This window comes from Antarcticimicrobium sediminis (assembly GCF_004348975.1).
GTDB classification, from domain to species: Bacteria; Pseudomonadota; Alphaproteobacteria; order Rhodobacterales; family Rhodobacteraceae; genus Antarcticimicrobium; species Antarcticimicrobium sediminis.
The window spans coordinates 1-24,084 of the sequence record NZ_SMFP01000004.1 but is presented as its reverse complement, the minus strand read 5'-3'; the positions used below and the strand labels follow the sequence as shown (position 1 = coordinate 24,084).

General features: G+C 60.5%; 20 protein-coding genes. 12 read left to right on the top strand and 8 right to left on the bottom strand.

Going from position 1 to position 24,084, the window contains the following annotated elements:
* Window positions 1-36 precede the first annotated feature (36 nt).
* Window positions 37-927 carry a LysR family transcriptional regulator gene (locus tag E1B25_RS07485; RefSeq protein ID WP_132828150.1) on the bottom strand — a complete coding sequence of 297 codons (891 nt, stop codon included), beginning with the start codon at window positions 925-927 and terminating at the stop codon, window positions 37-39.
* 100 nt (window positions 928-1,027) lie between these two features.
* Here E1B25_RS07485 and E1B25_RS07480 point away from each other — a divergent pair, with 100 nt between their 5' ends.
* From E1B25_RS07480 to E1B25_RS07465, 4 genes are all read left to right on the top strand, one after another.
* Window positions 1,028-2,287 carry an NAD(P)/FAD-dependent oxidoreductase gene (locus tag E1B25_RS07480; protein ID WP_132828149.1) on the top strand — a complete coding sequence of 420 codons (1,260 nt, stop codon included), beginning with the start codon at window positions 1,028-1,030 and terminating at the stop codon, window positions 2,285-2,287.
* Between the two features lie 84 nt (window positions 2,288-2,371).
* Window positions 2,372-3,370: a Bug family tripartite tricarboxylate transporter substrate binding protein gene (locus E1B25_RS07475; RefSeq protein WP_132828148.1), complete on the top strand. Its 999-nt coding sequence runs from the start codon at window positions 2,372-2,374 to the stop codon at window positions 3,368-3,370.
* A 154-nt stretch (window positions 3,371-3,524) separates the two neighbouring features.
* Complete coding sequence (locus E1B25_RS07470) at window positions 3,525-4,004, top strand: tripartite tricarboxylate transporter TctB family protein (RefSeq protein ID WP_132828147.1); 480 nt, start codon at window positions 3,525-3,527, stop codon at window positions 4,002-4,004.
* Complete coding sequence (locus E1B25_RS07465) at window positions 4,004-5,527, top strand: tripartite tricarboxylate transporter permease (RefSeq protein WP_132828146.1); 1,524 nt, start codon at window positions 4,004-4,006, stop codon at window positions 5,525-5,527. Before E1B25_RS07470 ends, E1B25_RS07465 begins: the two co-directional genes overlap by 1 nt.
* A gap of 63 nt (window positions 5,528-5,590) precedes the next feature.
* On the opposite strand, the gene E1B25_RS07460 is transcribed toward E1B25_RS07465, so the two are convergent.
* The 3 genes from E1B25_RS07460 to E1B25_RS07450 are packed head-to-tail and all read right to left on the bottom strand — an operon-like array spanning window position 5,591 to window position 9,479.
* A complete protein-coding gene (locus E1B25_RS07460) occupies window positions 5,591-7,153 on the bottom strand; it encodes a hydantoinase B/oxoprolinase family protein (protein ID WP_132828145.1) in 1,563 nt (520 codons plus the stop codon).
* A complete protein-coding gene (locus E1B25_RS07455) occupies window positions 7,150-8,922 on the bottom strand; it encodes a hydantoinase/oxoprolinase N-terminal domain-containing protein (RefSeq protein ID WP_132828144.1) in 1,773 nt (590 codons plus the stop codon). Before E1B25_RS07455 ends, E1B25_RS07460 begins: the two co-directional genes overlap by 4 nt.
* Window positions 8,919-9,479, bottom strand: a complete 561-nt coding sequence (locus tag E1B25_RS07450) for an ureidoglycolate lyase (protein ID WP_132828143.1) — start codon at window positions 9,477-9,479, stop codon at window positions 8,919-8,921. Before E1B25_RS07450 ends, E1B25_RS07455 begins: the two co-directional genes overlap by 4 nt.
* A gap of 332 nt (window positions 9,480-9,811) precedes the next feature.
* Here E1B25_RS07450 and E1B25_RS07445 point away from each other — a divergent pair, with 332 nt between their 5' ends.
* Window positions 9,812-10,183 carry a 5-carboxymethyl-2-hydroxymuconate Delta-isomerase gene (locus tag E1B25_RS07445; protein WP_132828142.1) on the top strand — a complete coding sequence of 124 codons (372 nt, stop codon included), beginning with the start codon at window positions 9,812-9,814 and terminating at the stop codon, window positions 10,181-10,183.
* Between the two features lie 124 nt (window positions 10,184-10,307).
* Here the strand turns inward: E1B25_RS07445 and E1B25_RS07440 are convergent, their stop codons facing one another.
* Both E1B25_RS07440 and E1B25_RS07435 read right to left on the bottom strand, forming a co-directional pair.
* Window positions 10,308-11,765, bottom strand: a complete 1,458-nt coding sequence (locus E1B25_RS07440; RefSeq protein ID WP_132828141.1) for a glutamine synthetase family protein — start codon at window positions 11,763-11,765, stop codon at window positions 10,308-10,310.
* Window positions 11,762-13,081 carry an aromatic ring-hydroxylating dioxygenase subunit alpha gene (locus E1B25_RS07435; protein ID WP_132828140.1) on the bottom strand — a complete coding sequence of 440 codons (1,320 nt, stop codon included), beginning with the start codon at window positions 13,079-13,081 and terminating at the stop codon, window positions 11,762-11,764. The genes E1B25_RS07440 and E1B25_RS07435 overlap by 4 nt, the downstream gene beginning before the upstream one ends.
* Window positions 13,082-13,346: 265 nt before the next feature.
* Between E1B25_RS07435 and E1B25_RS07430 the strand changes: the two genes are divergently transcribed.
* Window positions 13,347-14,129, top strand: a complete 783-nt coding sequence (locus E1B25_RS07430) for an IclR family transcriptional regulator domain-containing protein (protein ID WP_165937574.1) — start codon at window positions 13,347-13,349, stop codon at window positions 14,127-14,129.
* A 163-nt stretch (window positions 14,130-14,292) separates the two neighbouring features.
* Here E1B25_RS07430 and E1B25_RS07425 read toward each other — a convergent pair whose 3' ends face one another.
* Window positions 14,293-15,114: a metallophosphoesterase family protein gene (locus tag E1B25_RS07425; protein WP_245510641.1), complete on the bottom strand. Its 822-nt coding sequence runs from the start codon at window positions 15,112-15,114 to the stop codon at window positions 14,293-14,295.
* 192 nt (window positions 15,115-15,306) lie between these two features.
* Here E1B25_RS07425 and E1B25_RS07420 point away from each other — a divergent pair, with 192 nt between their 5' ends.
* Window positions 15,307-17,481 carry a GumC family protein gene (locus tag E1B25_RS07420; protein ID WP_132828138.1) on the top strand — a complete coding sequence of 725 codons (2,175 nt, stop codon included), beginning with the start codon at window positions 15,307-15,309 and terminating at the stop codon, window positions 17,479-17,481.
* Between the two features lie 537 nt (window positions 17,482-18,018).
* Here E1B25_RS07420 and E1B25_RS07415 read toward each other — a convergent pair.
* A complete protein-coding gene (locus tag E1B25_RS07415; protein ID WP_132828137.1) occupies window positions 18,019-19,380 on the bottom strand; it encodes an aminotransferase in 1,362 nt (453 codons plus the stop codon).
* 153 nt (window positions 19,381-19,533) lie between these two features.
* Here E1B25_RS07415 and E1B25_RS07410 point away from each other — a divergent pair, with 153 nt between their 5' ends.
* From E1B25_RS07410 to E1B25_RS07390, 5 genes are read left to right on the top strand one after another with little or no spacing between them, the layout of a single operon-like run.
* Complete coding sequence (locus E1B25_RS07410; RefSeq protein ID WP_132828136.1) at window positions 19,534-20,163, top strand: TetR/AcrR family transcriptional regulator; 630 nt, start codon at window positions 19,534-19,536, stop codon at window positions 20,161-20,163.
* An 8-nt stretch (window positions 20,164-20,171) separates the two neighbouring features.
* A complete protein-coding gene (locus E1B25_RS07405; protein WP_132828135.1) occupies window positions 20,172-21,041 on the top strand; it encodes an ABC transporter permease in 870 nt (289 codons plus the stop codon).
* Window positions 21,038-21,844, top strand: a complete 807-nt coding sequence (locus E1B25_RS07400; RefSeq protein ID WP_132828134.1) for an ABC transporter permease — start codon at window positions 21,038-21,040, stop codon at window positions 21,842-21,844. Before E1B25_RS07405 ends, E1B25_RS07400 begins: the two co-directional genes overlap by 4 nt.
* Window positions 21,845-21,848: 4 nt before the next feature.
* Window positions 21,849-22,934 (top strand): ABC transporter ATP-binding protein, encoded by a 1,086-nt coding sequence (locus E1B25_RS07395; RefSeq protein ID WP_132828133.1) that lies wholly within the window; start codon window positions 21,849-21,851, stop codon window positions 22,932-22,934.
* A gap of 19 nt (window positions 22,935-22,953) precedes the next feature.
* Window positions 22,954-24,003: an ABC transporter substrate-binding protein gene (locus tag E1B25_RS07390; RefSeq protein ID WP_132828132.1), complete on the top strand. Its 1,050-nt coding sequence runs from the start codon at window positions 22,954-22,956 to the stop codon at window positions 24,001-24,003.
* Window positions 24,004-24,084 lie beyond the last annotated feature (81 nt).

Genomic DNA, 24,084 nt, shown 5'->3' with positions numbered 1-24,084 from the left:
CAAGATCACGGAAAAGCGCAGGACCCGACATCGCGTTTACCCGGGCGCCGAGATCCGCGCCATGGCCAGAAAGGCGGTCGCGGCGGGCGACAGATCATGCCGGGCGCGGGTGTACTGCATAAAACGGCGGCGGCTGGCGGCCCCTTCAAAGGGCAGGAAGGTCAGGTTGAAAACCGGCGCAAAGACCGCCGCATAGGCCGGGGCGACAGTGACATATTCCTCGCGCCCGATGATCGCCAGCGCGCTCATCATGCCCTGGACCCGCATACCTCCGGCGCGCAGCGAACTGCCATGGCCCAGCAGGCTGCGATGCAGCACCTCGCTGAAATCATCTGAATAATTAATCCAGCGCGCGTTTGCGACCGCGTCCATGTCTGGCCGGTTATCGGCGCCGCACACCGGCGCGCCTTTCTGTACCACCAATTGCATCGACACATCCCAAAGGAATTCTGCAGCGATCCCGGCGGCCGGCGCACGCTCTGGTCCGATCCCGATCTCGGCTTCGACCCCGGCGACCGTATCAATCACCCCATCCCCCGCCGTTTCCACGATCGACACTTCGACGTCCGGATACTGGCTGCGAAACGATCCCAGGACCTGCGGCAGCCAGCAGCACCCCAGCATCTGTGGCACCGCCAGTCGCAGATGCCCGCGCTGCAACAGGCGCAGATCGGTGGCGGAGTCGGTGATGTTGCGCAGATCCTCCAGCACGCGCAGCACGGTCGGAAGGATCTCGGTGCCAAACTCGGTCAGATGGGCGCCGCGCCCGGTCCGCTCAAACAGCGTCACCCGCAATTCCATCTCGAACTGGCGGATCAGCATCGAGACCGCGGCTTGCGTCAACCCCAGCCCCTCGGCTGCGGCGGTAAAGCTGTTCGCATCCGCAACCGCACGAAAGGCCCGAAGCTGTCGGAGGGACACTGCCATAATAAAACCTTATGGATTGTTAAAACCATTTCATTTGTATTATTTCTCACCGCCCTAGACAATTGCTGAACGACAGAAATAGCCGCGAGACCGGAACAGCATGCACATCGCAATCATCGGCACGGGGATCGTTGGTGCAGCCACCGCAGGCTGGCTCCAGCGCGACGGACACACCGTGACCTTCATCGACCCGAAGGAGGCTGGAGAGGCTTGTTCCTTTGGCAACGCCGGCTCGCTTTCCCCAAGCGCCGTCTTGCCCGTGGCCATGCCCGGCATGTGGAAAAAGGTTCCCAAGTGGCTTCTGGACCCGAACGGCCCGCTGGTGATCCGCAGCCATTATCTGCCGCAGGTCTTGCCTTGGCTGATGCAGTTCCTGCGCTATGCCAATGAAAAGGAAGTGACCCGCATCGCCACCGCCATGCGCGGCTTGCTGGCACCGGTCTTTGAGTCGTATGTGCCGCTGCTGCAGCGGGCCGGTGCAATGTCTTTGTTGCGCCAGAACGGTTGCCTTTATGTCTATTCCTCGCGCGAAACGGCACAAAAATGGGCATGGGGGGCAAATTTGCGTCGCAGCCTCGGCGTTGAGATGCAGCAATTGGAGGGCGAAGCGCTGTTCGATCTGGAGCCGGATCTGCGCGGCTCTTTCGGGTTTGGGCAGTTCGCACCCGACAACGGATCAACGCCGGACCCTTCCGCGCTGGTCAAGGCAATCTACGGACAGGCGATCACGGATGGGGCAACGCATCTGCGCGCCCGCGTCACCGGGTTCCGCCGGACGGGCGGGCGGGTGGATGCGGTTCTCACCGACACCGCCGGGGAGATCGCCGTGGACGGCGTGGTCGTGGCAGCGGGCGCTTGGTCCGGCGTCTTGGCGCGGGAACTGGGCACCAAGGTGCCGCTGGAAAGCCAGCGCGGTTATCACGTGACGATCACCAAGCCCGGCATCACCCTGAACCGCAACGTCATGGCCGTGGAACAGAACATCATGGTCAACCCGATGACGATGGGCCTGCGTCTGGCGGGCACAGTTGAACTGGCAGGGCTGACGGCCCCGCCTAATTACGCCCGCGCCGAGGCCTTGCTAACTGTCGGCAAAAAGATGTTCCCCACGATGACCCCGGATCCGCATGAAGTCTGGATGGGGCACCGCCCCTGCATGCCGGATTCGATGCCCGTGATCGGCCGCGCCCCCGGCATCGAAAACGCCTGGCTGGGCTTTGGTCACGGCCATGTCGGCATGTGCGGCGGGGCCACAACCGGGCGCGAACTGGCCAACCTGATTGGCAACCGGTCGCCGGACATCGACCTGTCGCCCTTTGCCCCCGACCGGTTCACCCGGGCGGGTCGAAAGGCCGCCTGAGGGCGCCTCGATGGGCCCTCGTACAGGCCCCAATACCTATCACAAAAGCCCAAAGGGCAACACCCAACAGAAGGAGACAAGACAATGAGCAAGGGTATCAGAAGGCAGTTTCTGAAACGGCTGGGCGCGATGGCGATGGTGGCAACCGCCAGCTTGAGCGCACCACTCGCGCAGGCCGCCGACAGCGCCTTTCCCGACAAGCCGATCACCATCGTTGTGCCGTTTCCACCGGGCGGCTCGACCGACCTGCTGGCGCGCAAGATCGGCGAGTCCCTCTCGACCACATTGGGCGAACCGGTCGTGGTGGAGAACCGGGGCGGAGCCGGCGGCACCGTTGGGGCCAATTACGTCGCGAAATCCGATCCCGACGGCTACACCCTGTTGATGGGCGTCACCGGGTCCAACGCGATCAGCGCCGCTTTGCGCGATGATCTGCCCTATAGCCCGGTCACCGATTTCAACCCGGTCAGCATCGTCATCTCGTCACCGCTGGCACTGGTGGTGAATGCCGACAGTGACTTCCAGTCGGTTCAGGACGTTCTGGACTATGCCAAGGCAAACCCCGACACCTTTACCCACGGCACACCGGGGGTCGGCACCTCGATGCACATGGCGGGGGAACTGTTCGCCTTGGATTCCGGCACCAAGCTGGTTCACGTCCCCTATAAAGGCAGTGCCGCTGCGTTGCAGGATCTGCTGGGCGGCCGCATCGACGCCATGTTCGGCGATATCCTCGTCACCTCGGAATACATCAGCTCGGGCCGCCTGCGCCCGCTGGGCGTGACCGGTACGCAAGAGCATTATCTGCTGGAGGGCGTGCCAACCATCGCCGACGCGGGCCTGCCCGGCTATGCGGCGTTTTCCTGGCAGGGTCTGTTTGCCCCGGCGGGCACCCCGGATGACGTGCTCGCCACGCTTTATGGTGCGATTGAAGCCGCGTTGCAGACCGAAGATCTGCAAACCCTGTTCCGTGAGCGTGGCTTTCTGGTCGAAGGGATGACCCCGGCCGCATCGAAAGACTTCATCGCCGCCGAGGTCGAAAAATGGACCAAGGTCGTCGATGCCGCAGGTCTGAAGAAATAGCGCAAGACCGCACCCTCCAAGGGGCATATTCCCCGGACCAATGGGTGCGGACCGGCTCGCTGGTCCGCACCAGATCTATCCCGCATCTATTCTGCGCCCGCTTTGGTCAACCCTACGATAGGTTGACCAAAGCCACGCATCCTGGAGCGCCGTCGTGACCAGACACCAGATTTCCCCCTACCTGCCCGGTGCCATTGTGGTGGCCGCCGGGCTGGCCATCGCGATGGTGGCCAGCACCTATCCGCTGGGCACCCTGTTGCGCCCCGGCCCCGGCTTTTTCCCGATGGTCGTCGCCGTCGTCCTGTCCGTGCTTGGGCTTGGCGTGCTGGGGGAAACATGGGCGGCGCGGGCGACGTCGTCCGCCTCACAGGCCAAGCCGGACGAAACCGCGCAGGGTCCATTTCCATGGCGCAGCGTTCTGTGCACCTGTGTCGCAGTGCTGGTCTTTGCCCTGACGGTTGAACGCTTCGGCTTTGTCCCCGCCTCCTGCCTGTTGATCGCGATCACCGCCTTCGCCGAAACCGAGCGCAGCTGGATCAAGCTGGGGTTTGTCGCGCTGTTCATCGCGGTCTTTGGCAGCGCCGTCTTCATCTGGGGCCTCGGCCTCCCGATCCAAGCCTTCGGAGCCTCCTGATGGACATGCTGACCGGAATTGAACTTGGCCTTCAAACGGCCCTGAGCTGGCATGCGCTGATGTACTGCCTGATCGGCGTCAGCGTCGGCACCTTCGTCGGCGTGCTGCCGGGGATCGGGGCGCTGGCCGCGATCTCTCTGGCGCTGCCACTGACCTATTATCTGGATCCGACCGATGCGCTGATCATGCTCGCAGGGATCTTTTACGGGGCGCAGTATGGCGGCTCGACCGCCTCGATCCTGCTGAACCTGCCGGGCACCGCGACCGCCGCCATCACCTGTCTGGACGGCTATCCACTGGCCAAGCAGGGCAAAGCCCCGCTGGCCATCTTCGTCACCGCCATCAACAGCTTTGTCGGGTCCAGCTTTGCCATCATTCTGGTCATGGGCTTTGCGCCGCTGATCGCGGAATTTGCCCTGCAATTCGGGGCGGCGGATTACTTTGCAGTCATCCTGCTGGGGCTGGTCGCGGCCTCGACCATGACTCTCGGCTCGCCGTTCAAGGCGCTGGCGATGGTGGTCTTTGGCCTGGCGCTGGGGATGGTCGGCACCGATGTGAACACCGGCCAGTTCCGCTTTACCTTCGGCCTGTTCGAACTGGCCGATGGCTTCAGCATCGTGGCGCTGGCCATGGGCCTGTTCGGCGTGGCCGAGATCATCGCCAATATCGGCCAGCCCGCCGGCGTGATGCAGAATGTCGGCAAGATCCGGTTCCGCGACATGCTGCCCACCCGCAAGGAATGGAAGACCATCGCATGGCCCACCCTGCGCGGCGCTTCGATCGGCTCTTTCGTGGGGGCCTTGCCGGGCACCGGGCCGGGCATCGCCTCGCTCATGGCCTATGCGGTGGAAAAGCGGATCTCCAAACATCCCGAAACCTTTGGCAAAGGCGCGCTGGAAGGGATTTCTGCCCCCGAAGCCGCCAATAACGCCAGCGTTCAGGCCGCCTTTATCCCGACGCTCAGCCTTGGCATTCCGGGCGATGCGGTGGTGGCGGTGCTGATGGGGGCGATGATCCTGCACGGGATCACACCGGGGCCGAACCTGATCAACGAGCAACCGCAGATGTTCTGGGGCCTGATCATGAGCTTTTGGGTCGGCAACCTGTTGTTGCTGGTGCTGAACGTTCCGCTGATCGGCATGTGGGTGAAACTGCTGAGCGTGCCCTATCGCCTGCTCTACCCTTGCGTCCTGATCTTTATCTGTCTCGGGGTCTATTCCGCCAATAACAACGTCTTCGATATCTTCGTGGTGCTTGGCTTTGGCATCTTGGGGTATCTGATGCGACGTGCCGCGTTTCCTGCCACGCCGGTGCTACTGGGCTTCATCCTTGGCCCGCTGCTGGAGGAAAACTTTCGCCGCGCGATGCTGCTGTCCAAGGGCAACCTGATGGTGTTTTTTGAAAGCCCTATCAGCGCCGTCTTCATGGGCCTGAGCCTGCTGTTCATCGCCTCGGTGTTTTTGCCCGGCGTGCGGGCGCGCCTGTCGCGCCGAACACCGAAAATCCTCGAAGACGACGACTGATCGTAACAGGACGTACAAAAGGGCCCGCAGAATGTACCTGCGGGCCCTTTTAGTCCCGGCACCTTAGATCGGCGTGCCGTACCCCGCACCGCCCGAGCTTTCGATGATCAGGATATCGCCCTTGTTCAGCGTCACGGCAGAGCGCGCCGTCAGTTCCAGCCGGGCACCATCCGCGCGGATCACCGTCGCGGCCGACCCATTGGGCGACCCGCCCCCGCGCGCGCCCTTGGCCACGCGGGAAAACCGCTCGCCCCGGATCGAGGCGGCGATGCCATCGGTCAGCGCCTCATAGACACGCCGCACCCCATCCCCGCCGCGAAACCGCCCCGGTCCGCCGGACCCGGCCCGGACCTCCGCCAAGACAAGTCGCATCGGCACCATGGATTCCAGCGATTCAGCCGAGATATTCATCGCATTGCCCACATCGGTCGAAATGCCCGGCGCACCATCGGCATGGGGTCCGCCCCCGGCGCCCCCGGCGACAATCTCGGTCGACAGGAACGGCGTGCCGGTCGCATCCTTGCCGGAAAAGGCGATGACATAGGACATGCCGGAATTGGCGGCGGGCATCCGCTCGGAGTCAGCCTCGGCCAGCGCTTGCAACACTGCCGAGGTGATGCAGCGCACCATGTTCATCCGCGCATTGACGGCGGCGGGCAGCGAGGCATTGACCACGCTCGCCTCCGGCAGATCCAGCACGATCCGGCGCAGGATGCCGCCGTTGCGCAGCGCGCCATCCCCCACCAGCGTCAGCAACCCGTAAAACACCGCCGACAGCGGGCCAGAGCGGACGCAATTGACCGGGGCCTGAACCTGCGGCGAGGATCCGTGGAAATCCGCGATCAACCGTCCGTCCTTGATGGCAAGCGCAACATGCGCCTCGCAGGGGCCAAGCTCGGCCACCGGGTCCAGTGCATCCATGCCGTGAAACGGGCCGGCGGGCAGCGCCCGCAAACAGTCGGCGGTCTCTTTCTCGGCGCGATCCAGCAGCGCCTCAAGCGCCTTCAGGAAGGGTGGCGTGCCCAGATCTTGTGCGATACGGCACACGCCGTGGGCGGCGCTGCGCCCGGCGGCAAGCTGGGTTTCCAGATCGCCCAACACCACCTCCGGCGCCCGCGAGGCAAAGCGGATCAGATTGGTGAATTCGCGTGTGAAACCATGGCTCTGCCCGGCGCACATCGGGGGGATGCGCAGCCCCTCGTGATAGATCTCGGTCGCGTCCGGGGGCACGGAACCGGGACGGGTGCCGCCAATGTCCTGATGATGCAGCAGGCTCGCCGTCAGGGCGATCAAGGTGTCCCCGTCATAGACCGGCTGGACCACGGCAATATCCGGCAGGTGGGTGCCCCCCGAGAAGGGATCGTTGGTGACGAACACATCCCCCGGCCGCATCTGATCGGCGGGGTATTCGCGCAGGATCGCCCCGACGGCACCGGGCAGCGCGCCCAGCAGCAGCGGGATCGCTTCCGCCAGCGCAAGCAACTCTCCTTGCGGCGTGAACAGGGCGCAAGAGGCATCGGCCCCTTCGCGCACCACCGGCGAGACAGCAACCCGCAGCAGCGTCTGTTGCATCCCCTCGGCCAAGCCATCAAGGCGCAGTTGCAGGATCGAAAGGGGGTCGCTCATGACGGGCTCCGTTCCAGAAGATAGGCCATGTCTTTGCGGCGCAGCGTCCACCCCTCGGGGCACCAGATCGCGCCGGCCTCGGTGGCAATCAAACCGGTTGTGGCGATACCCGGAAGGTCGGGCATCGGCGGTGTCAGGGTTACCGCATCGCGGTGAACGGAAAGCGAAAACAGATATCCCGGCCCCGGCGGCACGATGCCGAATTCATCGTGAAAGCCTGCGCCGAAGGCCTGCGCGATCTGATCGCCAGACTCTGGTCGCGCAGCAAGCCGCAGCGGCATCGGGTGCATCTGGCGCTGCGCGGCGAGCGTCACGGAATACACCAAGGCGCCAGATCCGGGGCATTCGGCTTCCAACTGGTCGAGCAGCGCGCCAAGGATCTCCGGCGTCAGCTCAGGCAACGGGCGATCAATGCGCGCCGAGGCCTCGCTGCGCCGGGCGGCCTGCATCAGGCCAATGGCCCCGGACGCCCCGGGTGCGCGCGGCAACAGCACGCGGTCCAGACCCATGGCCGCCGCGATATCAGCGGCCAACAGCGCGCCGGTCCCCCCCATCACCGCCAGCGCCACACGGCCCGGATCGATGTTGCGCCGGGTGGCGTAACGGGTCAGGGCATAGGCCATGCGCGCCGCCGCAAAGGCCACCGCCGCAGCGGGCGTAAACGGCGCCGACCACCGGGCGGCGTCCGGCAACCGGCCAAGCCCGGCAAGGGCGTCGTCGAGCGAAGGGGCCTCCGCGGGTCCGGCAGCCAGCGGACCAGTGGCGGCAAAGCGCAGCCCACGCGGCCCCTCCTCCACCCGCCGGGCGCCGCCAAGCGCAACACTTTCGATATCGGTGCACGCCTCGCGCAACGGCACTCCGGCCAGCAGGCACGAGTCGGCCATACGGGTCTGACCGGCATGGGCGGTGGACATATCCGCGCTAAGCGAGCCGATATCTGCGGCGATCACACCCCCCTCCCCGGACAGATCTGCCGCCGCATGCGCGGCGGCTGCGGGCGCCCCCGAAAGCAGGATGGCGCGATGGGCCCCCGCCGCCTGATCCGGCACCAGAACACCACGCCCATCGCCAAACGCCAGCTCTCCGACAAAGCCGCGCGCCCGCAGGGCGGCACGCACATCGTGCAGGGGGGCGTCCATCCGGGCGGCGAGCCAGGCATCCGTCAGAACAGAGACGGTGCGCTCGTATTCGCGGGGGCCAGCGTCAACCTGATGCGACAGGCTGATGCTGATGTCGGGCAAGTCGCTGCGGATCGCTTCGGCCAATTGCAGCTCTTGCGCCGGGTTCACATGGGAAAACAACAGGCAGATCGCGACAGAGCGGATATCTCGGTTGCGCAGAGCGGCAATGGCGGCATCCATATCGGCCCGCTCAAGCGGCGTCAGCACGGTGCCTTTGGCATCCAGCCGCCCGCCAACCTCGTGAATATCCTGCGGATCGACTAGGAACGCCGGGGCGGGAGACCGCGCCACCGGATCATACAGCGCCACCCGGTTCTGCCGCCCCAGCCGCAGCGTATCGGCAAAACCCCGCGTGGTCAGCAAGGCGACGGGGACCGGCATACGGGCCAGCAAGGCGTTGATCGGCGCCGTGGTGACCACGCGCAACTCGCTCAGAACCGCGGCATCAAGGTTCAGCGCATCAAGACCTGCGGTCAGGTCAACGGCCATATCCCCGGTGACGGGGCGTTTCAGAATGCGCACAGCGGAATCGTCCCAGACAACAAAATCGGCAAATTTTGCCCCGAAATCCACGGCAAGACGGATCATGCGGATAGGCCCTCGGGGCCACCATCGGGCCAGCCGATGCCCCACGCCCTGTCGAGGGTCAGGAATTCGGTATCGACCGCGATGTCGCCCTTTTTCCACATCAACGAGGTAAAGCAGGCAGGCCGGTCAATCGCAGCGATACCATGATGCCAAAGGCCCGGCGCATAGGTGACCACGTCCTGCGGACCGGCGACAAAGGCCAGCGGCGCGCGCGCGGGGCCATCGGGCCAGATGACGACCAACCAGCGGGCGGCATTCATCGGGCTGAACATCTGCGAAGACAGGTTGTGCCGCTCGATCACGCTGGCGACAAGCTGGTGCGTTTCCGGCGCTACCTCGTAAAAATCGAGCTTCACCTCTTTCGCGTCGGGCTGGTGGGAAAACGCGGTTTCGCTCTTGCTCAGGTGCACCCGATCGTTGCGGATCGCCTTGACATCGCCAAGACCGGGGCGCGCCACATGGCCGTAGGGTGCAAAGGCTTCGGGCGTCAGGGTCTGGGCCTGAATGCGGCGTGCCGCCGGGATCTGATCGCCCGGATCAAGAGAGTTCTGGGTCATGAATGGTCTTTCGTCAGGTCAGTCATCCAAGGCCGCGAAACCGGCCCACGCTTTTCGTCTGCCCGGGAAGAGGAGCAGCCTTAGGGAAACGGGTCGCACGGCGATCCCTTTTGGGACGACCTGCAAAAATCCGCCCCTCGGTCGCCGTGCAATCGCTGTGCAACAGGACCATTTTCTAACCCAGACAGGTGCCTCAACCCAGAGTTTCCACGCCGCCGCGCACCCGGAAAACGCGCTTTGATACAATATCATACAAACAGCGGACACGTTTTGCGAAACCTGTTCAGCCAAGCGCAATCGCTCTGGTCGTTCGCCATGGCGCGGGCTACCTTTTGGGCGCAGAACAAAACAGGCCGTGTCAAATGCCACATTTTATCATAGAAGCGGCCGGAGCTCTCGACGCGCCGGACGACAGGCAGGCGGCCATGACCATCGTCGCGAACGTGGGGGCCGCCCAGACATTCATCAACGGGGATGACATCAAGGTCAGGCTGTACCCCTGCGCCGACTTTCTCGCGTTGGATGGCAGAACAAGTTTTCTGCATATCACCGTCCGTTTGCTGGCGGGGCGCACGGCAGAGCAGAAAGAAATGCTGGCCTGTGCGTTGCGCGATGCCTTGGATGAGCGTTTTGCGAAGATTCAAAGCATCAGCATCGAAATCTGCGATATGGATCCGGTCAGCTACAAGAAGCGGCTGGCCTGAAGCCGACCCAAGACCTAGGCCGCAAAGATCCCGGACTCTTTGGCGATCCGGACTCTCTGGCCGCAGCAAGGGGGCAGCGAACGCCTTGAATTGCTGCCCCCAAATCGCACCTTGCCGAACCCCGCTAGTACAAACCAAAGTACTCCGCCTGCTCCCATTCAGAGACGGTGAGGTGATAGCGGTCCCATTCCGCCTGTCGGATGCGGGTCATGTAATCGACAAACACATCCCCAAGCTGCGCACGGTAAAACGCCGAGCCATCGAAATACTGGATCGCGCTCAGAAGGCTCTCGGGCAGTTTTGTTGCCTCGGCATCATAGGGCGTTTCGACCGGATCAGGCGCGGACAGCCCACGCGCCACACCGTCCAGACCGGACAGGATCTGGCTCGCAAAGAAGTAGTACGGGTTCGCAGTGGTCTCTGCGACGCGGTTTTCGATGCGCGATGCCGTATCCCCCGGTGCCATCAGGCCGCGCACCATCGCGCCACGGTTGTCGCGGCCCCACTGGATGCGATCCGGGGCGAGTTGGTGCGGGCGATAACGCTTGTAGCCGTTGACCGTCGGCGTGGTCAAAAGGCAGCTTTCCTGCGCATGGGCCAGCAAGCCGGCAATCCAGCCGCTGGCGGTATCGCTCAGGGTGCCATCGGCATTCGGCATCATCAGATTGCGCCCAGATGCAGGATCGACAATCGACTGATGCAGGTGCCAGCCACTGGCGGCCGAGTTTTCAAGGTTAGGCTTGCACATGAAGGTCGCGTGCAGCCCCTGCCGCGCCGCGACTTCCTTTACCATGGTGCGGAACATCACAAGGTTGTCCGCGTGGGTCAGCGGATCGGCCGGATCAAAGGTGAATTCGAACTGGCTTGGCCCCATCTCGATCTCCATCGAGCGGATCGGCAGATCCATCGCCTGACAATTGCGGCGCAGATCATCAAGGATGCCTTCGACTTCGCCATAGCGGGTCTCGGTCAGGAACTGATATCCCTGCGACAGATTGCGGGTCTGCACCGCCTGACCGGGCATCGTGGCGCTCGCATGGTCAAGCTTGGTATCGACGCGCTCAAAAACATGGAATTCAACCTCGAGCCCGACGACGAGCGCCAGATTCCGTGCGGCCAGTTTTGCGATTGCAGCCTTCAACACGTCGCGCGGTGAGAACGGAATCCTCTCGCCCGATTTGAAGCGCGGATCGCACAGGATCCACGCCGAATGCGGCGACCAGGGCAGAACGCGGAAGGTATCGGGATCGGGCAACATCAAGATATCACCCGCGCCCGCCATACCGCCTTCTACACCCGGGTCTGCGGACCAGATCGGAAACACGGTGCGTTGCGAGGTGTCTTTCAGCAACAGTGACGACGGCGCCGCAAGCCCGGAGGTAAAAAGCGACGCAAAGGCCCCCGCCACGATGGTCTTGCCGCGCAGGATGCCGTGTTGGTCGGCAAACAGGACGCGGATGGTCTCAAGCTCGCTGGAGGCCACACGCGCGGCCAAGGCCACGGCCTTGTCGATGGCACTCGCATCCAGAAGGCCCGCCGTTGCCAGCGCGCCCTCGGCAATCGCCTTGTGCAGATCGCTCATGTGGTCGCATCCCAATCGGTGCAGGCGGCGCGCCGTTCGCGGTCGCTGGTCTCGAACGCGTCCTGCCAGTTGTCCTTGTCCCCGATGGTATCGTTGGAGATCGGACCGAAGATGGTGGCCGGATCGACACCGCCAATCATCGGCAGGTTTTCAAGGTTGCCCTCTTTGACGCTGGCAATTGCGGCCCGCAACATGCGGCGATACTTGATAAGCGCAACGTCCGTCTTGCCCAGATGCTCCTTGGTCCGATCAAAGATCGCGCCGGGGCTTTCGACAGCCCACTGGTCGTGCACGTTGATATCAAGGCCCATCCCGGTATAGGTCTCGTGCATCTGCTCGTCCGGATCGAAGCCATAGCCGTTGCTCTTGTTTCTGATCGGCGCATAGTCCGGCAAGCGGTGCTCTTTCAGGCGTTGGGCGCGCATCAGCTCTTTGTTCACGGGTTTGTCGAAGCTGGTGAACATCGAATACCAATAGCAATGTTCGTCGTCGATCGGCACGTGCCATTGGGTAATGATCATCTCGCGGCTCATCGGGATCGAGATCGCCTCGGGGAAGATCTGGTTGGTGATGCGGACGTGGGTCTTGCCATTGTCCAGATGGCGCAGGGCAATGATCCGCATGCCGTAATCGGTTTCCTCGACCGTGATGTCCGGCCGGGGATAGTCGCGCAGCAGCTTGGTCATCGGAATGTCGGTATCCGCAGCCTTATCGCGAAATTGCTTGCCGTAGCTGTCAGCGGGGTCTTCGTCCTGCAGGAAACGGTGCAGGAACGAGGCATGCGCCGGATCGATGCCCACTTCCATCGCTTGCAGCCAGTTGCAGTCCCACAGCCCCTTGAAGGCAAAGACATGGGTTTCGGGGGCACGGAAACAGTCAAAATTCGGGAACGCTGGCGGTTCGCCCGGGCCCATATAGGCAAAGATGATTCCGTTCTTTTCGATGACGGGATAGGCGGTGGTCTTGATCTTCTCATACATCCGGCTGCCCTCGGGCTCGCCCGGCTGTTCGACGCATTGGCCGGTCCGGTCGAAATGCCAGCCATGGAACGGACAGCGCAGCCCGTTGTCCTCTAGCCGACCATAGCACATGTCAGCCCCTCGGTGCGGACAGCCGCGTCCGATCAGGCCCAGTTCGCCGTCACTGTCGCGGAACAGCACCAGATCCTCGCCCAGCAGTCTGACCGGGACAACGGGGCGTTTCCCCGCCAGTTCATCCGTCAAGGCGGCAGGTTGCCAATACCGCCGCATGACCTCGCCCGCATCGGTTCCGGGGCCGGTCAAGGTGAGCGTGTCATTCAGTTGTTTGCTGATCATGTCGGGTATCCTTTGCCTTAAAGTGCTGAACGGGGGCTTTTCTGAGCATGTGCGGTGGGCGTCCTGCCAAGCATGCCACGAGAGGTCTGACGAAGGTTTTCATTTCTTGCCCCTGACTGGATGGTCGATCAATTTTGCGTTCATTAATTGCACGAATGTTCATATAGTCAACTTAATGTTTGGATATCCAGACGAGCCATGCGCCTTATCATCGAGGCCGCGAAACGATACAAAGCCGTGACCTATGACCGGCCGGGAGAAGCTGATGAGCGACGAGGAAAACTGGTACCGCAGAAGCGACATTTCTTCGACCTTCCTCAAAGGCTTGAAGGTACTGTCCGCATTCGACGATGCCACGCCCCGCCTCACACTGGCCGAGATTGGCAAGTTGACCGAGCTTGACCGCGCGGCTGTACGACGGCTCGTCATCACATTGGTCGACTTCGGATATGTTGAAAAAACGGGCAAAACCTTCAGCCTGACGCCCAAGATACTGACACTTTCCGGAAGCTACATGCGCGGCAATGGGGTTGGCGTCGTGGTTCAACCGATTCTGAATCGCTATTCCGAGGAAATGTCAGCAGAGATATCGCTCGCCGGCGTGGCAGAGACCGAAGCGGTTTACATCGCAAAGTCCATCCTGGCCGGATCGAATATCTCTTTCGGCTTCACGGTGGGAAGCCGCCTATCGCTGTTGCAGACGGCGATCGGGCGCATGCTGCTGGCGTCGCGCGACGACAGTTTCGTTTCCGACCGGGTCAAGAATGGAAGCCTGCGGGCTTATACCCACGACAGCATCATGGACCGCCCCCTCATCCGGCGGGAAATCGAAACAGCGCGCCGCCAGGGGTTCGCCATCGTCACCAATGAATTCGAAGCCGGGATAACCGGGCTGGCCGTCCCCGTCGGATCCCCGATGACGGCAAAGACGGTCATCGGCATCTCGGCGCCGGTCGCAGTCCTGAGGGGGAATGAGAATCGTGCCCATTATTTAAGCGTGCTGCAGCAATGCGCCAACGAACTGGACCGCACGCAGTTTGAAAGCTGAGCGGGCCATCCACAGAACCCCACCTTGGCGCACATCGACCGGTCTGACTTCGGGGCGTCACGTTGCCTCAAGACATCCGGGTCACTTGGGTTTGACGCCCGCTCAGGCGGTATGCGCCATCGCTGCCCGAGCGCCAAAAGCCTCAACTGATCAGAGTGGATGGTCAGCGCTGTGTATTGCCGCTCTGGACGAAAACGATATCGCCGGACGGATCAATGATTGCGGCGGATAGCTGGTTCGTCGCATAGGCACCGGTATCAACGGAAATGACGCCGTCTCGCGCTTCGGGGTCATCGACGATCGTATGTCCGTGGATCACCCAAATCCCGTCGGCACGCATCACTTGCCGGAACTGACGACACCCCCAAAGCAGATTTTTGTCAGGCTGATCCTGCACCGCAAGCAATGGGTCCAAAGCGGCGTGGACTGCGCAGAGGTTACCAGACTGGAACGTCAGGGGAAGGGCGCGCAACCAGCTTTCGATGCCGTCGGGGAGCTTCTGAATAAGGCGGTCCCGCGCAACGGTGAGCGCCTGCGCAGAGGAAGTCTCGCTGACGTGTCCGACGCCAAAGCTCGCCAGCGTTTGAAGCCCGCCGATGCGCAACCAGGCGCGGCCGGCTCTTTCCGGGTCATCAAGGAAATCCAAGAGCATCTGTTCGTGGTTCCCTTTCAGGCAAACCACCTGATCCGGCCAGTCCCTGCACAACACAAAAAGACGTTGCAGCACCTCAGCGGAGGCCTCCCCGCGGTCAATGTAGTCACCAAGTAAAACCAGTTTATCGATACCGCCATACTGTGCGGCCTTAGTGTCAATATGATCAAACAAGGTGTCCAGAAGATCGATCCGCCCGTGCACGTCCCCCACGACGCACAGGCGCTGGCCCGGCTGAAGCACAGGCATCTGCTGCGGCGGCGACTGTCGTTTACGGACCGCAGAAAGGACGTTCTTGAGCATCATCTCTTTACCAAGTTCCTTCTCGTGCACCGCAACTCATGAAGTGCTGTTGATATCGCAGGTGAGGCATAGCATGTATCACACGGTGCCCTAAACCCCGTACGCTGTTCGATGCCTTTATCAGCCGAATCTTAACTATATGAATGTATGCCCGCGTTTTGCATTGGCTTTTCATTACCCCCCCAGTACACACAATCATCTCATAATGACAGTATTTGGACTATGAAACTGACCTCTGATTTCCATACTCCCCCGCAAAGACAGACTGCGCAACAGAGCGATCTGGCCGATGATGAAATCAACATTCTGGCGCTCTTGGCAACGCTTTGGCGCGGCAAGCTCTGGATCGTTCTGGCAATGGTGTGCAGCGTTGCCTTGGCCGGGTATCAAGCTTTCAGTGCTGCGGTCCCGATCTACACGGCCGAGGCGACAGTCGCGTTGGAGAACCGTCAGTCCAGCGTCTCCAACTTGGAAGACGTCGTTTCAGGTCTGTCCACCGATCAGGGCACGATCAATACCGAGTTGGAAGTCTTGATCTCTCGGACCTTGCTCGGGCGCGTAGTAAACCGGTTGGATTTGACCGCAGATCCCGATTTCAACGCGGCGCTTCGAGAGGATCCGGGGTTTTCATTGGGGTCAGTGATCGCCCTTGTAAGAACCGGGATCAAGTCCCTGTTTGGGAACGGGGATCAGCCAGCGCCCCGCGAAAAGACCGACGAAGAAATCTTCAATAATGCGATCGACACGTTGAAAAAAATGGTGTCAGTTTCCAATCCGAGAAACAGCTACATCTTTGCCATCTCGGCCCAAACCACGTCACCACAAAAGTCCGCAGCCATCGCAAATACACTCGCCGACGTCTACATCGAGGACCAGCTCGAGGTAAAATTCGAAAAGACCCGGCAGGCCACCGAATGGCTTTCGATTCGGGTCGCAGAGCTACAGAAAACGGTCGAGAAATCCGCCGCCGACCTGAAAGCATTTCGAGCAAGCTCTGAGTTGGTCAGCCCGGAAGCCCTCGAAGCCTTAAACCTTCAAGTGAAAGACCGCCGGACGCGTCTGGGAGAGGTTCAAAGTTCCCGTGCTATTCTGGAGGGCAAGCTTGCCGTATTGAAACAAGCCCTCGAAAGCAATGACCGCACATCGTTGGCCAATGCGGCCGCTGATCCAGCGCTTAACCGACTACTGGGCGAAATCAAGGCCGGACGTCAGGGGGCCGAAGACAGCTTTGATCTGCGCATTCGCCAACTTGTTCAGCGTATCGAGATCGACCTTGGTCGCGCCATGGCACAGGAACGCGTCCTTGAGACCTCGATCACCGAGCAAGAGCAGCAACTCAATGCGCAATCTGGCGAGTTTGTGCGTGTGGAACAGTTGCAGCGGGAGGCGGAAGCCAATCGGCTTCTATACGAACACTTCCTGACGCGCCTGAAGGAGACGACAGTGCAGGAAGGCATTCAGCAGGCGGACAGCCGGCTATTGTCTGCTGCGATCGCCCCAAAGCAACCATCGGCGCCGAAAAAGGCTCAGATCTTGGCCCTGGGCTTGTTCCTTGGTCTGTTTGTCGGCTGCGGCGGCGTTCTTGCCCGGGAAATGACCCAGAACACCTTCCGGACAGCCGCAGAACTGGAAGAGAAAACCGGGTTCGCCGTCATGGGGCAAATCCCGCTTATCCCGGGCCGAAGCAGAGCAGACATCATCGCTTACCTGCGCAGCAAGCCAACCTCGGTTGCGTCTGAAGCGATCCGCAACCTTCGAACCTCCTTGTTGCTGTCCAACGTCGACAATCCGCCGAAAACGATCATGCTTACGTCCTCCCTGCCCGGTGAGGGGAAGACGACCCTCTCCATTTCCTTGTCGCTGAATCTGAGCGGGATGGGGAAACGGGTCTTGCTGGTCGAGGGTGACATCAGACGCCGCGTCTTTAACCAGTACTTCGACATCCATCAGAAACAGGGGCTGCTTTCGGTCATTGCAGGAGAGGCAGAACTGGAAGATGTCGTGTACAAAAACGAGGAACTGGGGTTTGATATTCTCATTGGGGAGAAATCCTCGATCAACGCCGCCGACCTTTTCTCGTCTGAACGCTTTCACCACTTCATAACGCAGGCGCGCGACAAATACGATGTGGTGATCATCGACACCCCGCCCGTTCTCGTTGTGCCTGACGCACGTGTCATTGCGCAGTCCGTCGATGCCATCCTGTATTCGGTGCTCTGGGACAAGACGACAAAAAGTCAGGTGGCCGAGGGGCTTAATCAGTTTTCGATGCTGGGATTGGGCGTGTCTGGCCTTGTCCTTGACCACATTGATCCAAAGCGGATGAAACGCTACGGCTATGGTGGCAAGTACGGCTCGTACTACGGTGCTTATACCAAGGGGTATTACGACAACTGAGTCGTCTCGGCATGTCGCGGCCTCTGGGCTTTGAGCCAGACATGCCCCCCTTCCGGCGCAGCTCTTAGCCGGCGATTTTGGCTGATCTCTTTGCCGTATTTCCTGCGCGGCGCAGTTGTTCACCCGTCATATTGCATGACGCTTCATGCTCTGGGATATTCGAGTGTGTTCGCCCGGAACGAAATCGGCGGTTGGCTCCGCATTCAGGCGCGTCGCATGGGGGCCCGCGACGCGCCTGCGGTCGTCTTCTTCGCGAACTTCGTAGATCTCCCTATCCCTCTTGCGAAGGACCACCGTCTGGTCCTTCGGCGCAATGCATCCAGTGAAACCACGCCATCCGCACCGCCTGCCTGAGCTTGTGACGTTGATCCAAGACACGCGTTTAGCGACGTCGCTTGCGACGCGTCTTATTCGGGGTCTGCGAGGCGTGGTAAACTTCCCGGGGTGAAGCGCAGGCGTTTCCGGCGTGATGAGGATTAACTTGAGATCGTCACCTCGGCGAGGATTGCCGGGACAACGACAACGCAGGAGGTCTCCTCAACCCTTGGCGGCTTGCACGATCCCGGCCCGCAGGATGGATACCATCTTGTCAATTTCAGGCTTGGTTATGGTCAACGGGGGCGACATCACGCAGGCGTTGTAGATCGGACGCACAAGCAACCCCAGGTCTTGACAGATCGCATCGACCTTCAACGTGAATGCGCAGTCGCGGTCTTCATCGGGGGTGCTGGCGTCAAGCTCGCATTCGATGCCAGCCATCAATCCCATGACGCGGATGTCGGTCACTTCCGGCAGATCGCTCAAGGAGTTCATGGCATCGGCGAAGTAGGGCGCTACCTCGCGTACATGTTCGAGCAGGTTGTCATTCTCAAAGATATCGATGTTGGCCATGGCGCAGGCTGCGGAAACGGGGTGGCCGGAATAGGTGAAGCCGGATGTGAAACCGCGCGGCTCGTTACTGGTCTGGCTGATGTCCTCCATCAGACGGTCCGAAATCAGTAGCGCACCCATCGGCAGATAGCCCGAGGTCAGGCCCTTGGCGGTCGTGATCATGTCCGGCACCACGCCGAATACATCTTCGGAGGCGAAATAGTGCCCCAGACGCCCGAAGGATGTGACGACCTCGTCAGCGATGAACAGGATATCGTGTTTCTTGCACAGGGCGTGGCAGCGCTTGAAATACCCCTTTGGTGGAACCACAACACCGCCCGATCCCATGATGGGCTCGGCGATGAAGGCACCGATCTTGTCGGCACCAACCTCAAGGATCTTGGCCTCAAGCTCGGCGATTTTCTCGTCGCAGAACGCCTCTAGCGACAGGCCTTTGGCGCGGTCCTTCGGCTTGGGGCTGGAGACGAAATGCACCAGATTCGGGAGCATATCCATGTTGGCCTTTTCGCGTTCCTTGCCCGACACACTGCTGCTCAAGTAGGTGCTGCCGTGATAGCCGTTCACCCGTGCAATGATCTGTTTCTTGTCGGGGCGCCCAAGGCAATTGTTGTAAAAGAAAACAAACCGCAACGCCGAATCGACGGCTGTTGATCCGCCGGTCGTGAAGAACACGTTGTTCAGATCCCCGGGCGCTATGCCGGCGATCCGTTCGGCCAGTTGTGTCGTGACCGACGCGGCCATCGACCACGGAGAGAAATAGCTCAGCTCGCTGATCTGCTTGGTCACGGCGTCGATGATTTCGCGGCGTCCATGGCCGACGTTTACGCACCACATACCGCCGGGGCCGTCGATCAGCTTGTTGCCCTCGACGTCCTTCACATAAATGCCGGAACTGGTCTCAAGCACGGTCCAGTCGTCTTCTCCGATCGAGACCACATCCTGCCAAGGGTGCAAAAAATGACGGTCGGTCTTGTCGATGTCCTGCAGGGTATCTGATCCGTCAGTCATGCTCTTGTCCTTTAGAAGAAAGTGGAGGTTGCCGCAGCAAAGGGCCGATCCACCCGATGGTGGCACTGGGTGATTATTTTGTAGTCAATTATAAATTTAGACTCAACTACAATATTTGTTGATTTTGGGAGTCTGCCTGCCTACAACCCACTCATGGGACTACGTGAACAACAAAAAGCCGAACGCACGCAGTTGATACTGGACACCGCCGCCGACCTTTTCGGGCGCGACGGTTTCGAGCATGTGAAAGCAGAGAAGATTGCCGAAGCGGTGAAGGTGTCTGTGGGGACGCTCTACAACTATTTCCCGGGCAAAAACGAAATCCTGATGACCTTGATCGCGATCGAGAACGAGCGGCTGGAAGACATTGGTCGGGCCTTTGTGCCAGACTTCGATGCCCCTGCTGCAGACATATTCTGCGCGTTTCTCCTTCAGTATTTTGCCCCGCAATCCATGTTGTTGAACAAGGCCCTTTGGCGGAAAGGTTTCGCGATTTCCTTTGCTGATGTCACATCAGCCGAGGCGCGCCGTCTTCGGCGGTCGGATCGCGTCCTGAGCGAACAGGTTGTCGATTTGACCAAGGCCGTGCAGGCCCGCGGCCTGTTGCGCGACGATGTCGACTGCGAGGTCTTTGGCGCCACTCTTTTTAACAACGCGAACATGCTGTTCCTTGACTTTACCCGCTCTGAAAACAGGACCTATCAGGACGTGACGGAGGGGATCGAAGCCATGACACGCGCCCTTGTTCAAATTGCGGTCCCGCTACAGCAGGCGGCCAAATAGTGCGGCAGATGCAACTGGACCCCGACGCGCGGCGCGGATTGTCTCTGATCAGTATCCCTTTCGCGTTCTCAATCCTGTTGCTGGCCGCGCCGCTGATGATCCTGTTGGCGATGAGCGTCTGGACACAAGACTTTCTGACCCTGGATCGCACACCGACCCTCGATAACTTTGTCGAGGCATGGACCGATCCGATCTACCGGACCCTGATGCTCCGCTCGCTCAAGATTTCGATCATCGTCACGCTGGTGACGGTCTGCCTTGCCTATCCGGCGGCTTATTACATGTCCTTTGTTGCGCCCAACAACCGCAAGGCATTGCTGATATTCCTGATCACCATTCCGTTCTGGACCTCGTATCTGATGCGGATTTTCCTGTGGAAGGTGATCCTTGGGTTCAACGGGGTGATCAATGGCTCGCTCATGGGACTTGGGCTGATTGATCAGCCGCTGGATTTCATTTTGTACAATCAACTGGCCGTCGTTGTGACGCTCAGCCACGCTTGGTTGCCCTTTGCGGTGCTTCCCATTTTCGTGGTGATGGAAAAGGTGAACCGTGCCTATCTCGAGGCCGCGCAAGATCTCGGCGACACGCCTTTTTGGCGGTTCATCCGCATCACCCTGCCGCTGTCGATGCCCGGTGTCGTGGCGGCGACGCTGATCGTCTTTGTCCCCACGATCGGCGACTACGTGACCCCTAAACTGGTCGGGGGACCGAGCGGTCTGATGATCGCCAACATGATCGAGGTTCAGTTCAAGAACGCCAATAATGCGCCTTTGGGGGCTGCTCTGGCACTTTCCGCGCTGCTTCTGGTGACGAGCGTTGCGGGTATTTTTGTCTGGCTCAACCGCCGCTATCTGACGTCGGAGGGTGCAGCATGAGCAAGCGCATTCTCACGACGTTCATGATCGTGTTTACCCTGTTTCTCTATGCGCCGACGCTGCTTTTGCCGATCTTTGCCTTCAACGACAGCAGCATCATCGCGTTTCCCTTGTCGGGCTTTACCTTTGAGTGGTTTTATTCCCTGACCGAAGCGGACGAATTGCGCGGTGCGGCCCTGAACAGTTTGATCATCGCGGCCGCCAGTTCCGTGCTGGCGACCTGCCTCGCACTGCTCGCGACCTCGGCAACAGTCAGGTACAAGTTTCCGGGCAAGGGCCTGATGATCGGCGTGATCATGGTGCCGATGTTCTTGCCCGAAATCATTATCGGGGTGTCCTTGCTGACTGTCGTGCTTTTGGCCGGCCTCAAGCTGTCGATCTATACCATCATCATGGGGCATACGCTGATCTGCACGCCGTTCGCGATTGCCATCCTGCGCTCATCCTTCCAACAACTTGATCCGAGCCTGGAAGAAGCGTCGCTTGATCTGGGCGAAACCCGCTTTGACACGTTCCGCAGGATCACATTGCCGCTGATCATGCCCGGTGTGACCTCCAGCCTGCTGATCGCTTTCACCATTTCACTGGATGAATTCGTGATCGCCTTTTTCCTGTCGGGGACAGAACCGACGCTGCCCGTCTACATCTGGTCACAGCTTCGTTTCCCCCAAAGAATCCCGAGTGTTATGGCCCTTGGTACGCTTTTGTTGCTGCTCTCGATCGGGCTACTGACACTCTCCGAAGTTCTAAGACGGCGCAGCGTGCGGCGGCTTGGTCAACACGACACCAGCGGGGCGTGGTAGGGCGATGATCGAACTTTCCAATATCGAAAAGCACTACGGCAGCTATCACGCCCTGCGCGACGTGACCTGCCATATAAAAGAGGGCGAGTTCTTTTCCCTGCTCGGACCATCGGGCAGCGGCAAGACCACCTTGCTGCGCACGATCGCCGGCTTTGAAGGGATCGATTCCGGCAGCGTCGTGATTGGTGGGCAATCCATGGCGGGGGTGCCTCCGAACAAGCGGCCCACCAATATGGTGTTTCAAAGCTATGCCATTTTCCCCCATATGAGTGTGGCGCAAAACGTTGCCTATGGGTTGCGGGCACAGCGGCTGGGCAAAACCCGAACGACTGAGATGGTCACCGAGGCCCTGGGAAAAGTGGGGCTTGCCGGCTATGGCGAACGCGCCGCGCATGCGTTGTCAGGCGGGCAACGACAGCGTGTCGCCTTGGCGCGGGCGCTGATCCTCAAACCCAAGGTCTTGCTGCTGGATGAACCGCTCTCTGCGCTGGACCGCAAACTGCGCGAAGAAATGCAGTCGGAACTGCGCCATTTGCAACGCAGCCTCGGGATCACATTCGTTCTGGTCACGCACGATCAGGAAGAAGCGCTGACAATGTCGGACCGTGTCGCGGTGATGTTCGAGGGGGAAATCGCACAACTCGATACACCTCAGGCGCTTTACAAGCGCCCGGCGTCAAAGCGCGTGGCCGAGTTTTTCGGGGCAATGAATATCCTCAAGGCAGAGATTCTTGGCCTGAAGGGCGGTATCGTGACGACACGGATCGAAGGATTGGGTGTCGCCGAAATCCCGCTGGGCCCCGAGGCGGATACCCATGGGGGCAACAAATACTGCGCGGGTGTGCGGCCCGAGTTGATGACAGTGCTGGATGACGGGGAAAGTGCCTACCCCAAGGAAAACCCCGCCATCGTGACCGACGTCGAGTACCGCGGAGAGCTGACCTACTACGACGTCAAGTTTGACGGGTCCGACACACCTGTCGTCGTGTCGATGCGCAACACCACAAACCGCGAAATCAAAGAAGTTGGGCAAAAAGTCCGCATCGGTTGGGAGAATGCCTCTGCTGTTCTCCTGCTCGAACAAACCTGAACCAACACCGGAGAAAACCATGCAAAGCACACTGAAACGACTGACAACGGCCATGGCTGTCGCGGCCATCCCCACCTTTGCCGCTGCACAAGAGCTGATTGTTCTGGATTGGTCTGGCTATGAGGACCCCGGTTTTATCGGCGCCTATGTCGCGAAACACGGAGGCACGCCGAACTATTCGTTTTTCGGCGAGGAAGAAGAAGCGTTTCAGAAACTGCGGTCAGGCTTTCAAGTCGATGTCGCACACCCGTGCTCGCAATCCGTCTCAAAATGGCACTTGGCCGGTTTGATCGAGCCTCTGGACATATCGCGCATCGACCGTTGGGATGACGTGAACGCGGTCAAGGAATCCTTCGCAATTGATGGCGAATACTACATGCTGCCAACGGACTGGGGCACAACGTCCTTGGTCTATCGCACCGATCTGGTTGATGCGTCGAAAATGGACAGTCTGCAGGTCTTTCTTGACCCGGAATTCGCTGGCCGCATCTCTCTGCCCAACAATGTCGACGACGTCTATGCGCTGGCGTTCCTGGCGACAGGTGTAACCGATTGGACCCAAGCGACGCAGGCGCAATTTGAAGCCGCCTCTGCCTGGCTGCGCAAAGCGCATCCGAATGTTGTGACATACTGGGCAGATGGGGCTGAGCTGGCGCAATTGATGACAACGGGCGAAGTGACCGTTGCATGGGCATGGAATGAAACTCCGACGACACTGGCCGGTGAAGGCGTCCCTGTCACCATCAACCGTGAGGCCACAGAGGGGTCTTCGTCATGGTTCTGTGGCTATGTGAACGTGGTTGATGGTCCTAACTCTGAAGACCTGATGTATGATTTCCTGAACGCCTGGATGGAGCCTGAATCGGCGTCGTATATCGTAAACGAGTGGGGCTATGGGCACGGCAACCAAACCGCGGTCGCGGCCTTGGGGGACGATCTGCTGGACAGTGTCGGTCTCGGCCCTGTATCCGTTCCGATTTTGGCGCAAGCCCCGCTTGATAACCGGATGCGTGAACAGATGATTGTGGAGTTTGACCTGCCCCCCGCGAAATCCCTCACCATGATGTAGAGTCTGCCCAACCTTGAAGGAGCAGACGAATGCGAAAAAGCCGTTTCACCGAGGCGCAGATTATCGGGATGATCAAGGAGC

Bases quoted from the DNA above. Each gene is read 5' to 3' on its own strand.
- E1B25_RS07430 (WP_165937574.1), top strand. From the start codon at position 13,347: ATGAGCGACGAGGAAAACTGGTACCGCAGAAGCGACATTTCTTCGACC.
- E1B25_RS07475 (WP_132828148.1), top strand. From the start codon at position 2,372: ATGAGCAAGGGTATCAGAAGGCAGTTTCTGAAACGGCTGGGCGCGATG.
- E1B25_RS07460 (WP_132828145.1), bottom strand. From the start codon at position 7,153: ATGAGCGACCCCCTTTCGATCCTGCAACTGCGCCTTGATGGCTTGGCC.
- E1B25_RS07455 (WP_132828144.1), bottom strand. From the start codon at position 8,922: ATGATCCGTCTTGCCGTGGATTTCGGGGCAAAATTTGCCGATTTTGTT.
- E1B25_RS07440 (WP_132828141.1), bottom strand. From the start codon at position 11,765: ATGAGCGATCTGCACAAGGCGATTGCCGAGGGCGCGCTGGCAACGGCG.
- E1B25_RS07405 (WP_132828135.1), top strand. From the start codon at position 20,172: ATGCAACTGGACCCCGACGCGCGGCGCGGATTGTCTCTGATCAGTATC.
- E1B25_RS07395 (WP_132828133.1), top strand. From the start codon at position 21,849: ATGATCGAACTTTCCAATATCGAAAAGCACTACGGCAGCTATCACGCC.
- E1B25_RS07400 (WP_132828134.1), top strand. From the start codon at position 21,038: ATGAGCAAGCGCATTCTCACGACGTTCATGATCGTGTTTACCCTGTTT.
- E1B25_RS07410 (WP_132828136.1), top strand. From the start codon at position 19,534: ATGGGACTACGTGAACAACAAAAAGCCGAACGCACGCAGTTGATACTG.
- E1B25_RS07485 (WP_132828150.1), bottom strand. From the start codon at position 927: ATGGCAGTGTCCCTCCGACAGCTTCGGGCCTTTCGTGCGGTTGCGGAT.
- E1B25_RS07435 (WP_132828140.1), bottom strand. From the start codon at position 13,081: ATGATCAGCAAACAACTGAATGACACGCTCACCTTGACCGGCCCCGGA.
- E1B25_RS07480 (WP_132828149.1), top strand. From the start codon at position 1,028: ATGCACATCGCAATCATCGGCACGGGGATCGTTGGTGCAGCCACCGCA.
- E1B25_RS07420 (WP_132828138.1), top strand. From the start codon at position 15,307: ATGAAACTGACCTCTGATTTCCATACTCCCCCGCAAAGACAGACTGCG.
- E1B25_RS07415 (WP_132828137.1), bottom strand. From the start codon at position 19,380: ATGACTGACGGATCAGATACCCTGCAGGACATCGACAAGACCGACCGT.
- E1B25_RS07390 (WP_132828132.1), top strand. From the start codon at position 22,954: ATGCAAAGCACACTGAAACGACTGACAACGGCCATGGCTGTCGCGGCC.
- E1B25_RS07450 (WP_132828143.1), bottom strand. From the start codon at position 9,479: ATGACCCAGAACTCTCTTGATCCGGGCGATCAGATCCCGGCGGCACGC.
- E1B25_RS07465 (WP_132828146.1), top strand. From the start codon at position 4,004: ATGGACATGCTGACCGGAATTGAACTTGGCCTTCAAACGGCCCTGAGC.